The 14,163-nt window shown below is 34.9% G+C and carries 10 protein-coding genes; 7 read left to right on the top strand and 3 right to left on the bottom strand.

Translation table 11 applies throughout. The features are described from left to right. Position 1 precedes the first annotated feature (1 nt). Positions 2-1,009, bottom strand: coding sequence for a PorP/SprF family type IX secretion system membrane protein (locus V4538_00050; GenBank protein MES2379399.1), 1,008 nt, complete (start codon positions 1,007-1,009; stop codon positions 2-4). A 136-nt stretch (positions 1,010-1,145) separates the two neighbouring features. Between V4538_00050 and porU the strand changes: the two genes are divergently transcribed. The 6 genes from porU to V4538_00020 all read left to right on the top strand — a co-directional run bounded on the left by porU (position 1,146) and on the right by V4538_00020 (position 9,702). After that, positions 1,146-5,015, top strand: coding sequence for a type IX secretion system sortase PorU (porU, locus tag V4538_00045; protein ID MES2379398.1), 3,870 nt, complete (start codon positions 1,146-1,148; stop codon positions 5,013-5,015). 66 nt (positions 5,016-5,081) lie between these two features. Further along, positions 5,082-5,300, top strand: a complete 219-nt coding sequence (locus V4538_00040) for a PspC domain-containing protein (protein MES2379397.1) — start codon at positions 5,082-5,084, stop codon at positions 5,298-5,300. A 32-nt stretch (positions 5,301-5,332) separates the two neighbouring features. Beyond that, positions 5,333-6,469 carry a HAMP domain-containing sensor histidine kinase gene (locus V4538_00035; protein ID MES2379396.1) on the top strand — a complete coding sequence of 379 codons (1,137 nt, stop codon included), beginning with the start codon at positions 5,333-5,335 and terminating at the stop codon, positions 6,467-6,469. 45 nt (positions 6,470-6,514) lie between these two features. Beyond that, complete coding sequence (locus V4538_00030) at positions 6,515-7,225, top strand: response regulator transcription factor (GenBank protein ID MES2379395.1); 711 nt, start codon at positions 6,515-6,517, stop codon at positions 7,223-7,225. Between the two features lie 170 nt (positions 7,226-7,395). Further along, positions 7,396-8,529: an N-acetyl-alpha-D-glucosaminyl L-malate synthase BshA gene (bshA, locus tag V4538_00025; protein MES2379394.1), complete on the top strand. Its 1,134-nt coding sequence runs from the start codon at positions 7,396-7,398 to the stop codon at positions 8,527-8,529. Between the two features lie 15 nt (positions 8,530-8,544). Further along, positions 8,545-9,702, top strand: a complete 1,158-nt coding sequence (locus V4538_00020; GenBank protein MES2379393.1) for a 5-(carboxyamino)imidazole ribonucleotide synthase — start codon at positions 8,545-8,547, stop codon at positions 9,700-9,702. On the opposite strand, the gene V4538_00015 is transcribed toward V4538_00020, so the two are convergent. Both V4538_00015 and V4538_00010 read right to left on the bottom strand, forming a co-directional pair. After that, positions 9,703-11,367: an ATP-binding protein gene (locus V4538_00015; protein MES2379392.1), complete on the bottom strand. Its 1,665-nt coding sequence runs from the start codon at positions 11,365-11,367 to the stop codon at positions 9,703-9,705. Between the two features lie 149 nt (positions 11,368-11,516). Next, positions 11,517-12,614 carry a threonine synthase gene (locus tag V4538_00010; GenBank protein ID MES2379391.1) on the bottom strand — a complete coding sequence of 366 codons (1,098 nt, stop codon included), beginning with the start codon at positions 12,612-12,614 and terminating at the stop codon, positions 11,517-11,519. A gap of 128 nt (positions 12,615-12,742) precedes the next feature. Here V4538_00010 and V4538_00005 point away from each other — a divergent pair. Then, positions 12,743-14,163, top strand: a 1,421-nt coding sequence (locus V4538_00005) for a hypothetical protein (GenBank protein ID MES2379390.1), incomplete at its 3' end; no start/stop codon positions are given.

Below are 14,163 nucleotides of genomic sequence, written 5' to 3'. Positions count from 1 at the left end.
ATTAAAAATCCGGACAATGCATTGGTCTAGGATTTTTTCTTCTTACATTTTTACGTAACTCAAATGCTAAAGAAACTTCATAAGAATTGGTAGCACCTGCTCTTGCCGTTGAAACGGTACCATCATAAGAGAAACCAATTTTTACTTTTTCGGTTCTTATACCAAAAATAAAGATTAATGCATCCGTATTAACACTCGTTTGGCGTAAGTAAACACCACCCACAACACTGCCTTTACTCGCATACAAACCTATATTTAACTGGCTATATTGGTTTTGAGCAAACCCTTGCTGCATGTAAATTACATTTGGATATAAGTAGGACGATTTCTTTTTGTTAATACTTTCGCGCATGGCATATACATAACCCAAGTGGCCGGTATAACGTCTGTAAATAGGTGCATTAATGCTTGGCGTAAAACTTTGGCTGGGTTCAGTTATATTGTGGGAAGCAAATCCAAAATAAAAGTTTTTTGAATAGCCCAAAAGTCCTGCGGCAAAATTAGGCCCTACATTGGCGGTTCCTTCATTTGGCAGTTGCTCAGCAGTTGACCCTTTATATCCGTTTATACCCAATTGGTCAAACCATAAAAATTTAGTAAAATCAACCGTTTTTTGCATAAAACCGGCCTGCAAAGCCAGACTCAATGTAAAACTCCTAGTAATTGGTATTTGGTAGGCATAAGTAATATTGGCACCAACAGTTCTTAAAGTTCCTGTTCCTTGTTCGTCATAGTGGGCTTGTATTCCAAAACCACCATTTATCGCATCAAAATGTTCATCGTAACTGGCGTTTACGGTTCTAAAAGCTCCGGTAATAGATGGCCATTGGTTACGGGTATTTAAAACAAGTCGACCTACATTGCTGGAACCTGCAAAGGCAGGATTTGTATACATTGGGCTGGCATAAAATTGTGAAAACTGTGGATCTTGAGCAAATGCTCTTACACCTAATATGGTTAGTATTAAAAATGTAAGTAATCTGTTCAATACAGTTTTTTTTATGGTCATTTTTTTAATTTTACCCTCGGTAATTATTAAGTTAAATTATTAATTATTTAATGCTTGAAATACTTTTTTAGTATGTTTGTCGTTCCTTACTTTTTACAATTACAAGTTTTCAAGTATAATTAATTTCACATTTTATATGCAATTTTTATTCTATCAAATTAAAAAAAAAACAGTACTACTATCGTTAGCAGCGGTTTTTATTTTTGGTATTCAGGCTTTTGCCATAAAAATTAAAAAAAATATAAATCTCGAATGGGTAAGCCCCAGAACTAATATTGAGGGGCAAACACAAACTAAATTCCTTGGTGCTGTCTACGAAAGAGGTCAAAATCTAGTTCCAATTTATGCCGATAGAATAGGAAAATGCGGTACTAAAATTATTAACTCAAAGATAACAGTTTTGAGTTTAGAAAATGAAATTATTCATAATAATCATTTAGATGACATTAAAATTACGGAAGTTAAAGCGGAATTTTCTATCGGTTTTGAGCGAGGGCAAGCCTACTTATTTGTAAAAGTACTTCCGTATATAAAAGCAGGTAATACTTTACAAAAAATTGTTTCATTTACCATTGAGGTAGAAACGAACGATGAAATGGAATTGCCTAAAGCTTTTGGCAAAGCAGGCTTTGCTGCTAATTCTGTTTTAGCACAAGGAAATTGGTACAGAATAGCTACCATGAATAATGCTGTGCACCGTATAGATTATACTTTTTTAAAAAGTATGGGTATTAACGTAGATGGTATTGATCCAAGAAATATAAAAATTTATGGCAACGGTGCAGGCATGTTACCTGAGCAAAATTCAGTATTCAGGTATGATGATTTGCAGGAGAACGCTATTTTGGTACAAGGTGAATCGGACGGTAAATTTAACCAAGGAGATTTTATTTTGTTTTATGGGCAAGACCAAAAGGATGTTTGGTCATTTAATAAAAACACAGGTGCATTTATTGCAAAGCCAAACCTGTATTGCGATACAACTTATTTTTATTTAACAATTGCCAATGGTGTGGGAAAACGTATTACCAGTATTCCTTCCGCATTAAATCCTAGTTATACCACTACCACTTACGATGTAAACCAACACCACGAAGAAGACCTGGTTAATTTTGTAAAAACAGGAAGAAACTGGTATGGCGAAGAGTTTAACAAAGAACCAGTACGAAGCTTTACCAATATTATAAATGATATTGATACCTCAACCGCTATTACCTTTACTTCATCAGTAGCCGGCAGGTCATCGCAAGGCCAAACCTTCGATGTTCAAATTAATAATCAGTTTATATTATCGCAATCATGTGCCGGTATTCCTTTACGTTACGATGGCGTATATGCTGATTTAAGCAGTAAGCAAGCTACTTTTAAAACTACTTCAGGCAGGTTAGATATTAATTATACTTACAACGGTTCTGTAGCACAAGGTGCAACAGGTTGGCTTGATTACTACACAGTCAATGCAAGAGCTAATCTGAAAAATACAGGTAAACAGGTTGTTTTTACTGATAAGAATGCTATTGCACCTAATGCAGTAGCGCTTTATAAAATTAACTCATCACGTAATTTAACCATTTGGGATGTAAGTAACCCAACGCAGGTTTTTGCTATACAGGGTAATTTCGATGTAAATAATCTGGAGTTTAGTTTTAGTGCGGAGGCTGATAGTTTAAGAAAGTTTATTGCTTTTGATGGAGGTAATTATGTACAGCCTGCATATATAGGCAAAGTACGTAACCAAAACATACACGGATTAAGTGCGGCACAAGGAGTAATTATTACCCATGAAAAATTTATGAACGAAGCACAGCGTTTAGCTGATTACCATACACAAAAAAATGGGTTCAAAATTCATGTTATTAATGTAGCCGATATATATACTGAGTTTGGAAGTGGTGCGCAGGATATTACAGCCATTAGAGATATGTTACGCATGTTTTATAAAAAGTATACGGCAGAGAGCGAAAGACTAAAATATGTGACTTTATTTGGAAGAGCCAGCTATGATTATAAAAACAATTGGGCTAAAACTAAAACAGGTTACGTAAACACCAATTATATTCCAACTTACGAAGAGTTTAATAGTACTGACCCTGGTGCTTATTGTACGGATGATTATTTTGTATGTTTAGACGATAATGAAGGCAATTTTTTAATTAATCCGGGAGCGGGCGATTTGTTGGATATTGGCATAGGAAGGATGCCGGTACAGGAAACAGACCAGGCAAAAGCCGTGGTTGATAAAGTAATTTATTACCAGACTAAAAGTAGTTTTGGCGACTGGAGAAATAGGTTAACGTTTGTTGCGGATGATGAATTTGACGATAACAATTTAATTAATTTTTTAACGGTGTGCGAAACCCTTTCGACTACCTATATAAAACCAATTAAGAAATTTAATATAGAAAAAATATATACCAACTCGTTTGAGCCAACACGTACTGCCGGAGGTAAAAGATTTCCGCAAGTAAATACGGCTATAACCAATGCTGTTAACAAAGGTAGTTTGGTTTTAAATTATGTGGGGCACGGAGGCGAAGTGGGTTGGAGTGCTAGGCGCATATTATCAGTTGATGAAATAAACAGTTGGAATGTAAAAGAAAATATGCCTTTGTTAATGACAGCTACTTGCGAGTTTAGCAGATTTGATGACCCACTAAGATTAGCAGCTGGGGAGTTGGCTTTGGTTAATCCAAATGGCGGGCCTATTTCATTGTTCACTACTGTTAGGTTGGTGTATGCCGGCTGGGGTGCTAATGACGGATTAAATGCTGTGTTTAATTCAAAAATTGGCTTGGACTCTAATGCTATTTTAAATCCTAAAACTTTTGGCGATTTAATGATGCAGACTAAAAATAACTTTGCCAATTTTTATAATACTAGAAACTTTACCCTGTTGGGCGACCCCATGTTACAATTGGCATTGCCTAAATATGTGGTAAAAACCAATACGGTAAATGGTAAATTAATTGAAACATTTACTGATACCGTAAAAGCATTGAGTAAAGTTACTATTACAGGCCAGGTTTTGGATCAAAATAACAATTTAATGAGTTCATTTAACGGAGTTGTTTATCCTACAGTTTTCGATAAAGAATCTACTTACCCTATTATAGATAACGACCCTGATAAATCGGTTAAGTTATTTAATTTACAAAACAATATTATATACAAAGGAGCGGCAACAGTAAGCAATGGTAAATTTACATTTAGCTTCATTGTACCAAAAGATATTTCGTATCAATATGGTTTTGGAAAAATAAGTTATTATGCTAATAATGATACAACAGATGCCAGCGGCTATGAAGGAAAAGTATTAATAGGTGGTACCTATGATACTGCCTGGAGCGATAATGTAGGTCCTAAAATACAACTTTACATGAACGATGAGAAATTTGTGAATGGTGGAACTGTACCACAAAATGCATTGTTTATTGCTAAAATTTATGATGAGAATGGAATAAATACAACCAGCAGGGGTGTAGGCAGAGATTTAAATGCTATTATGAATAAGGATAATTCTAATACCATTATTATGAACGATTTTTATAGAGCAGAATTAAATACTTACCAAAATGGTGTAGTAAATTATAGCTATAAAAACTTACCTATTGGCCAAAATAAAATAAAGTTTCAGGCGTACGATATTTTTAATAATGTAGGAGAGGCAGAAATTGAATTTGTAGTAGCCAGCGATAATAAACTGGCTTTGGCTAATGTTTTAAATTATCCGAACCCATTTACAACTAATACAGCTTTCCATTTTGACCATAACAAAGCCGGGCAAGATATGCAGGTTCTGATTCAGATATTTACCGTTTCAGGTAAGTTAATTAAATCAATGCAAAGAGATATAATAGCGGCAACAAGTCATTTTAGCGATATAAGCTGGGATGGTCGCGATGATTTTGGCGACCCGATTGGAAAAGGAGTATATATTTATAAAGTTAAGGTAAAAGCCCAAGGTAAAACAGAAGAGGCATACCAGAAATTAGTAATATTAAATTAAAATAAAAACGTTTTATTTGCTTGCAGATAAAGCCTGTATCTTATTATATTGAGCGTACAAAAAGAAATGGATAGAATAAAGTTTTACGTAGAAAAAAATATATTTGGGGTGTGTAGTTACCTTGGGGAACGCTTTGGTATAAACTCCAATATTATACGTATGTATTTTATTTATACTTCGTTTATTACTGCTGCTTCGCCTATTTTGGTGTATTTAATTTTAGCTTTCTGGCTTAATATAAAAAAATACTTTAACCCTAAGCGTAAAAGCATTTGGGAGTTATAATCAATCTTCAATTATTTATTTTTTATTAACTTATGAATAAGCCTCGCCTAATATTCATTTTTTTATCAGTGTATATTGTTGCTGCTTTTGGCTGGTGGGCCTTTGCGCATATACGCAGCAGCGAAGAAATTAATGCATTAACGGTAAAAAATGCGAAGTTAGAAGTAGAAAAAGATGAAATACTTTGCTACAAAGCAACAGTAGAAATGGGCGAAGAGTTAAAGGAAGATGCTTTTATTGATACCACGCAAATGCAAGGTTATTTTAAAAAGGCTTTTCCAAGGTTGGAACTTGTTTTTATTGATACCATTACGCCTTTTAATGGCTATATGATAAGGCCTAAAGAATCAGCTTACATTAAATTAGAAAAAGAAGTAAGTATTGCTGCTAAGCTTTTAACCAAAAAAAAGTGGATGTATGTTACAGAAGGTATTGTAATGATTGTGCTTTTAATTTGGGGCATTATGTGGGTTTATAAAACTTTTGAAAAAAGCATTTTATTAAACAAACAACAAAACAATTTTTTGCTAGCCGTTACCCATGAGTTAAAAACGCCCTTAGCTTCTGTTAAGCTCTATCTGGAAACATTGCTCAAACATGATTTGGAGAGGGATAAGCAAAAAACAATCATGACCAATTCCATTAATGATGTAAATAGACTTAGATACTTGGTTGACAATTTATTACTTTCAGCTCAATTGGAAACTAAGCAATATGAGCCGGTTTTTAAAGAGATGAATCTCAGTGAGTTTTTAAATGCCGTTATTGATAAATATGCTACTCCTCGCAATTTAAAAAACCGCATTATCAAAAATATTGAACAGGAAGTGTATATTAATGGAGACGAATTTGCATTGGAAAGCGTGGTAATAAATTTAATTTCTAATGCTGAAAAATATTCTGACGAAAACATTACAGTACTGCTTAAGTCTGATTCTAAGCATGTATTATTTTCCGTATCTGATCTTGGTATTGGTATTGGAGATGTTGATAAACAGAGACTTTTCGGAAAATTTTTCAGAGTTGGTGATGAACAAACCCGCAAAAGCAAAGGAACTGGCCTAGGCCTGTTTATAGTAAAAAATCTTTTAAGATTACACCATGCAACTATTGAAGTAAAAAATAATCAACCTAAAGGAACAAACTTTGAAGTAACTTTTAACGTATAATACGTATATATAATTAAAGTTATAAAAAATATAAATCCTTAGATTATGAACAATATACTTTTAGTAGAAGACGAAGAAAATTTACAACATGCATTAAAGCTTAACCTAGAGTTGGAAAATTACCATGTAATTGCTGTTGGAGATGGTAAAAAAGCAATTGATACATTTAGGGAACGTAAGTTTGACCTAGTGGTTCTTGATATTATGTTGCCTGAAATGGATGGTTACATGGTATGCGAGAATATTCGATTACATGATCAAAATATTCCTATTTTATTTTTATCAGCAAAAAATACTCCTGCTGAACGTATTGAAGGCTTGAAAAAAGGTGGAGACGACTATTTGACAAAACCGTTTGATTTAGAGGAACTTTTGTTAAGAATAAAAAAACTGATTGACAAAAGAGACAAGATGCAAGCCAATGAAAGAGCATTACCTAATATTTTTCATTTTGGAGGTAATTGGATTAATTTTGATAGCCATCAGGCACAAGGAATTGACGGTAAAATTGATTTAACCAAAAAAGAAACACTGCTTATTAAATTACTGATTGAAAACAAAAACACAGTAGTAAGCAGAGAGCATATTTTAAAGGTAGTATGGGATTATAATGTAATTCCGAATACCCGTACGGTTGATAATTTTATGCTGAATTTACGTAAGTATTTTGAAGAAGATCCTAAAAATCCTGTTTTCTTCCAATCATCAAGAGGAATTGGTTATAAATTTAATTTACAAGAAGTTGCAGTGATGTAATGAGTGAAAGTATAAAACAAAAGCCCCATAAACAGTCTGTTTATGGGGCTTTTGTCTGTTTATGGCCGGAGCTGTTTGATAGAATAAAAACTTATATCAGTAAAAAAAATTTCTAAATCCAAACAATTAAGCAACATTTGTATTTTTAATTTAAATAGAAAAATATTTTAATGAAAATAGGAATTGTTTGCTATCCAACTTATGGTGGAAGCGGTGTTGTGGCAACAGAATTAGGAAAAGCTTTAGCGCAGAGAGGACATCAGGTTCATTTTATATCATATAAACAACCAGCCAGACTGGATTACTTTATGAGTAATATTTTTTACCATGAAGTAAATGTAAGTACTTACCCACTTTTTGATTTTCCGCCTTACGAAACATCCTTAGCCAGTACATTGGTTGATGTGGTGAAATTTGAAAAACTGGATTTATTGCATGTACATTATGCTATTCCACATGCATCTGCTGCTATTATGGCTAAGCATATATTGGCTACAGAAGGGATTCATATTCCTGTTATTACTACTTTGCATGGAACGGATATTACTTTAGTGGGTAAAGATGCAGCTTTTGAGCCGGTAGTAACGTATTCAATCAATCAATCAGATGCCGTAACTTCAGTATCTGATTTTTTAAAACAGGATACGTACAAGCATTTTAAAACGAAGAAACCGATAGAAGTAATACCCAATTTTATAGATGTTACCCGTTTTCAAAAACAGGCAAAAGAGCATTTTAAAATGGCTATTGCTCCGCAGAATGAGAAATTAATAGTGCATACTTCTAATTTTAGAAAAGTGAAGAGGGTAGAAGATGTAGTTAAAATATTTGGAAAAATCAGAGAGCATATTCCATCAAAATTACTGTTGGTTGGAGATGGTCCTGAGCGCCATAATGCAGAAACACTGTGCCGTGAGTTAGATTTATGTGGTAGTACTATGTTTTTAGGTAAACAGAACCCGGTAGAAGAAATATTGAGTGTTTGTGATTTATTTTTAATGCCGAGTGAAACGGAAAGTTTTGGATTAGCAGCTTTAGAAGCAATGGCATGTGAGGTTCCCGTAATAGCGAGTTTAGCAGGTGGTATACCAGAACTGGTGCAAGATGGAATTTCCGGATTTATGGCTACTGTTGGCGATGTGGAAACAATGGCTCAGAAAGGTATTTATATTTTAGAGAATGAAGAAAGGTTGCTGGAATTTAAAGCCAATGCACTTAAACGCGCACTGGAGTTTGATATCAATAATATTGTTCCTATTTATGAAAACTTTTATAAACAAGTTTTAAGTGCTAAAAGTATTTAATTTATTATTGCAGCTATGAATGGACTTAAAACAAAAGTTGGAATTATAGGAGGAGGGCAGCTAGGGCGAATGATGATAGAAGAGGCATTGAGACTCAATGTTAATTTTGCTATTTTAGAAAATTCAAGCGATTGCCCTTGTTATAATTTGGCTGATATTTTTATTGAAGGTTCTTTATACGATGAAAATAAAATTATTGAACTGGCCAATAACAGCGATGTTTTAACCTTTGAAATAGAACATATTAATACTACAGCATTGTTGAAGTTAGAAGCAGCAGGAAAAGTTATTATTCCTTCGCCTAAAGTGCTTCAGGTTATACAGGATAAAGGATTACAAAAACAGTTTTATAGCAACAATAATATTCCTACATCGTCTTACGTATTGGTTAACAATGTAGACGAGTGGCCCGCAGCTATTAAAACATTGGGTACCGCAAAGTTTGTTGCTAAGACCAGAACTGATGGTTATGATGGTAAAGGTGTAACTATACTAACAAGCGAAGTTATATTAGCTGATTTGAGCAAAATACCTTTTAATACCCCTTGTGTGTTAGAAGCGTTTATTCCCTGCCAAAAAGAAATAGCTGTTATAGTTGCTAAAGACACACATGGCAATACAGTAGCATATGATGCCATAGAAATGGAGTTTGATCCAACAGCTAATTTAGTTACGTTTTTGTTTTCTCCTGCTCAAATTAGCAATACTATTGCTGATAAAGCTAAACAAATAGCTATTGAAACAATTGAAAAATTTAATAGCCCCGGATTGTTTGCAGTGGAAATGTTTTTAACCGATGACAATGAAATATTGGTGAATGAAATTGCACCAAGAGCACATAATTCAGGGCACCATACCATTGAGGCTTGTTATACATCGCAGTATGAGCAATTGTTAAGAATATTAATTGGATTACCTGTGGGGAGCTCCAATTTACTGAGGCCTGCAGCTATGATAAACTTATTAGGCGACAAAGATTTTAGTGGTAATTATAAATTGGATAATTTAAATGAAATACATGCTATAGAAGGCGTTTATATTCATTTGTACGATAAAAAAGAAAGTAAACCAATGCGTAAAATGGGCCATATAACTTTAATGGCTGATAACATTGATTTATTGAAAGAGAAAGCTAAAAAGGTAATGGATTTAATAAAGTTTAGTGCTGCGTAATTAGCTTACACTTTCTTTTGGAATAGGCCATTTAAAGTAGAATTTAGCACCTAATCCTTCATCAGATTCTACCCATACATAACCACCATTTTCCTCTACTATTTTACTTACAATAGCCAGTCCTGCTCCCATACTTTCTATTTTGTCGCGTGTTTCCAGTGTTTGGAATATGGTAAATATTTTTTTGTGGTATTCAGGTGAAATGCCGGAACCATTATCAGCCACACAAAAAACATAAAAAGGTTTTTCTATTTTATAAGTTATGTTTATTACAGGTTCTGCACTAAAATTATACCTTACTGCATTACTTAGCAATTCAAAAAAAACATCCTCTATTTCTTTGTAATTGGCGTATAGTGTGGGTAGCGCATCATCGTGGTAAATAGCAAAACGTGGCGAAGGGGCGATTCTTTTCAGTACTTCGAGTAATATTTGTTTACTGCTTACCAGCTCTAACTCATTGCTTGATCTTCCTGCACGACTATATTTTAAAAGTGAGTTAATAAGCGATTCCATTCTGTGAACACGGCCTCTAAGCATTAAAAAGTATTTTTTACTTTCTATACTCATAGTGTCTCCCATGTCTTCCTCAATCCATTCAGCCAGATTGTTTATACCTCTTAGCGGGCTTTTTAAATCGTGTGAGGTTACGTATGCAAACTGGTCAAGTTCTTTATTTTTTTTCTCTAAGTTTTTAGTATACAACTCAAGTTCTCTTAAGTTTTTCTCTTCTGTTTTTTTACTTTGCAAAAGGTTGTCACGCATTTCTAACAATGCTTTTCCAAGCTTGTCGTTTTTGCCTTGTAAGGGGACTTCTATTTCATAATTGCCTTTACCAATTGCATAGGCTACATCGGCTTTGTTTTTCATGCCTAAAGATAAATTTTGAGCTGATTCAATCATGTCTCCAATTTCATCTTTTCTTCGGGTAGTAACTTCAAACTTAACAATATCGCCTTTGCCCATTACATTAAGTACCTCGCTTACCTGACGTACAGGATTTACAATGGTTTCGTTGGTAATTAACAGTGAAATAGCTGCCACCATAACTACTACCACCATCATTGCTAATAATGCAAACCGCAAGGTTCTGTAGCTTTCGTATTTTTCTAATTGAATTTCTCTACTGGCATCAATTACCTTTAATTCTACTTCTCCTATTACCGGTTGCAAAGCGGCTATATCGTCTTTTATTTCTAATTGCAGGGCTTTGGCGCCTTCAATATCAATACTGTCTTTAGTTTTTATAAGGAGTTGTTTTTGCTTTTCAATTATTTTGATAAAACTGGCATCAGCCGTATTAAAAAGTACTTTCGATTTTTGCAGTTCCGGCTCTTGAAATAATTCCAATAAAAATATTTTTTTCGATTTGTACTGCTTCGAAATAATTTTTTCCAGTTTAAGTCTGATGTCTTTATTAGGCTGCGTAATGAGTGAGTAACAAAGCCTGTTGCTCTCATCTATCAGTGAGTGTATATCCTCAGCCGCATTAATGGCCGGGTTGAAACTTTTTGATAGTTTTTCGTCAATACCTTTACTGTATTGAAGTAGTAGAATTGCAGTAATACTCGCCAATAGCGTAAAGAATATAATGGTAAAATAACTTATAGCCGTTCTTGTTCCCGTGCTTAAATTATTTAATATATTGATTAGTTTATTTAACATATTATTACAGTTGCATGATACGTTTTTTTGTAAATAATTGATAACACAATTTTATTGCCAGTTGAATTAGTTATATAAGAAGCAATTTATAACTTGTTGACAACCTATTTTTTTAGCATAACAATAACTCATATTTCCATTTCCCGTGTTTAGAAAAGAGGTTTTGATTTTAGGCCGTGTCCGCTAAATAATGATACGACCAATTCATCATCATTATTTTTTATATATTGTTTTAAACCTGCAATGGTGGCTGCACTGGTTGGTTCAATATAGTTACCTATACGAGCCATCTCTGTCCACGCTGTTTTTATTTCTTCTTCGTTAACAGAAATAAATGTACCCTTGGTTTCCTTAACCGATGATACAATTTGTTTTGCTCTTATGGGTTTAGCAATGGCAATACCTTCGGCATAAGTAGCCGTACTTTCAACAGAAGGCAGTTCAGGTAAATTTTTATGAAACATAATACTTAACGGATTGCAAGCTTGCGTTTGTATAGCAATAATTTTAGGAATTTTAGTAATAATACCTGCTTTAGCCAGTTGATTAAAGCCAATAAAACAGCCAATAACAAGTGTTCCATTTCCCGCAGGAAGCACAATGGCATCAGGCGCTTTCCATCCTTGTTGTTCACATATTTCAAATGCAAATGTTTTAGTCCCCTCAAAAAACCAGGGGTTGTAAGAATGGCTTGCATAGTAAGTTTTTTCTGCTGCTTTTAATGTTGCATTGGCTGTATCTTCCCTGTTTCCTTGTACTTTCACTATTGTGGCCCCATAAGCCTGCATTTGTGCAATTTTATTGGGCGATGTATTTTCAGGCAAATAAATATGGCAGTTTATTCCGGCTTTAGCCGCATAAGCAGCAATAGCACAGCCTGCATTGCCGCTGCTATCCTGTATTACCATGTCTATACCCAATTGTTTCACTTTGCTGATAAGCGTTGTTGCTCCTCGGTCCTTATAGCTGCCTGTACTAAACAATTGTTCATGTTTAATATATACTTTTTTTTTATTAATGGTAATAGGCTCAAGAGGGGTGAATCCTTCCTGCATACTCACTATTCCCAGCTTTTGGTCAATAGCAATAGCATCTTCATATCGCCATAAATTGGACTGTTTTTTTTTAATAGCATCCAAATTAAACGCTGCATCAAACTCAATGGATAACAGGTTATTTGCCGGAGATATCCATATAGGTGAGTTACAATTGTATTCTTGCTTTGATTCAGGGTCAATTAATTTCATAAAAGTTGGAATTCGTAACAACAATAGGAAATTTAGACAAAATTATATTTAGATTTTTTTTCGTTTATTTGTTAAGAAAAATTTTAGCAAACGTAATGTTAAGTTTGTTTAATTAAATTTTCAGACTGATGAAAAAAATATATACTCTTTTCTGTAATTATAAATTTGCCCTTTTATTAACGAGCTTGTTTTTTCTTTTTGGAACGAAGACCACCTTTGCTGATCATATAGTGGGAAGTGATTTAAGCTACCAGTGTACATCTACCCCAGGCGTCTATAAAATTTTATTAAAAGTATACCGCGATTGTGCTGGAGCGCCATTTTGTTATACTTGTGATGTGCCAGTTCCAAATGGTAACACATCTGGCTGTACTACTGCTAACTCTTGTTGTGGTTTCAATAATACCATTACGGGAGCTGATCCTTCTTGCATGGGTGTTAATTTTGGTACTTTTACATTAGATGCTCAACCGATGCCCAATGGTTTTGATATAATCCAGACCTGTACTTCTGTAAAAACCATTTGTAAAAATTGTAATACGCGTACAGCGGGCACTTTTGCTCCCGGTATTGAGGTTTATACTTTTGTGGGTAATGTTAATTTAAACGCTATTCCGGCTTCATGCTGTAAAGTAGCATTGGGTTTTAGTCTTTGTTGTCGTAATCAGGCCATAACCAATTTTATGCCGGGCAATTTTTATTGCGGTTCTATGATTGACCGTTGCCAGACCCCTTGTAACTCAGCTCCTACCTTTACCAATGATGCGGCAGCCTTAGTATGTGCGGGTGTAGATTTTATATATAATTTAGGCGCAATAGACCCTGATGGAGACTCCTTGAGTTATGCTTTCGGACAATCTATGCAAAGTCCAGGTTCTCCCGTAAGTTACAATCCACCTTATAGTGCAGGCTACCCCTTTGCCTATTTAGGTGCACCCAATGCCAACGCCCCTTATCCTGCCGGTATACGTATTGACCCCTTAACAGGCGATGTGATGTTCAGACCATCGGGTGTATGGGTATCTAATTTAGTAATAGAAGTAACCCAGTGGAAACGGGTGGGTAATACCTGGGTGGTTGTTGGTGTCACCAGACGTGATGTGCAGTTTCAAACCATGTTATGCACCGGAAATTTAGTGCCCAAAATAAAAGTATACCGTAATGGCACCTTGCAAACGGGTCAAAGTTTTTCAGTATGTGCAGGCCAACAGATTTGTTTGGACATTGTAGCTGAAGACCAGGCAAACTTACTGGCCACACCCGCCCCTATCTTAGCTGATAGCACCGATTTAACATGGAATAATCCGGGTCAGTTCAGTCCTGTGATGGCTAATTCCACCTGGGTGCGTAATTATGTATTGGCCCAACGCGGTATTCAGGGCCCTAAAGCAGACAGCTTTAAATTCTGTTGGACCCCCCCAGTTGCAGCCGCCCGCACCCAGCCCCATTCGTTTACGGTAAAAGGTGTTGACAGATATTGTCCCGTACCTGCTGCTGCTATCCGCGGTATCAATATCACTGTGGTAGCTATTCCTATTCCGATTATTAC

The sequence above is a fragment of the Bacteroidota bacterium genome (assembly GCA_040388375.1).
Classification (GTDB): domain Bacteria; phylum Bacteroidota; class Bacteroidia; order UKL13-3; family UKL13-3; genus JAAFJM01.
Note: the sequence above shows the minus strand (reverse complement) of the source record. Positions and strands in the feature narration are given on the sequence as shown.

Excerpts from the sequence above, each read along its gene's own strand:
- V4538_00050 (MES2379399.1), bottom strand. The coding sequence starts at position 1,009 with ATGACCATAAAAAAAACTGTATTGAACAGATTACTTACATTTTTAATA.
- porU (MES2379398.1), top strand. The coding sequence starts at position 1,146 with ATGCAATTTTTATTCTATCAAATTAAAAAAAAAACAGTACTACTATCG.
- V4538_00040 (MES2379397.1), top strand. The coding sequence starts at position 5,082 with ATGGATAGAATAAAGTTTTACGTAGAAAAAAATATATTTGGGGTGTGT.
- V4538_00035 (MES2379396.1), top strand. The coding sequence starts at position 5,333 with ATGAATAAGCCTCGCCTAATATTCATTTTTTTATCAGTGTATATTGTT.
- V4538_00030 (MES2379395.1), top strand. The coding sequence starts at position 6,515 with ATGAACAATATACTTTTAGTAGAAGACGAAGAAAATTTACAACATGCA.
- bshA (MES2379394.1), top strand. The coding sequence starts at position 7,396 with ATGAAAATAGGAATTGTTTGCTATCCAACTTATGGTGGAAGCGGTGTT.
- V4538_00020 (MES2379393.1), top strand. The coding sequence starts at position 8,545 with ATGAATGGACTTAAAACAAAAGTTGGAATTATAGGAGGAGGGCAGCTA.
- V4538_00015 (MES2379392.1), bottom strand. The coding sequence starts at position 11,367 with ATGTTAAATAAACTAATCAATATATTAAATAATTTAAGCACGGGAACA.
- V4538_00010 (MES2379391.1), bottom strand. The coding sequence starts at position 12,614 with ATGAAATTAATTGACCCTGAATCAAAGCAAGAATACAATTGTAACTCA.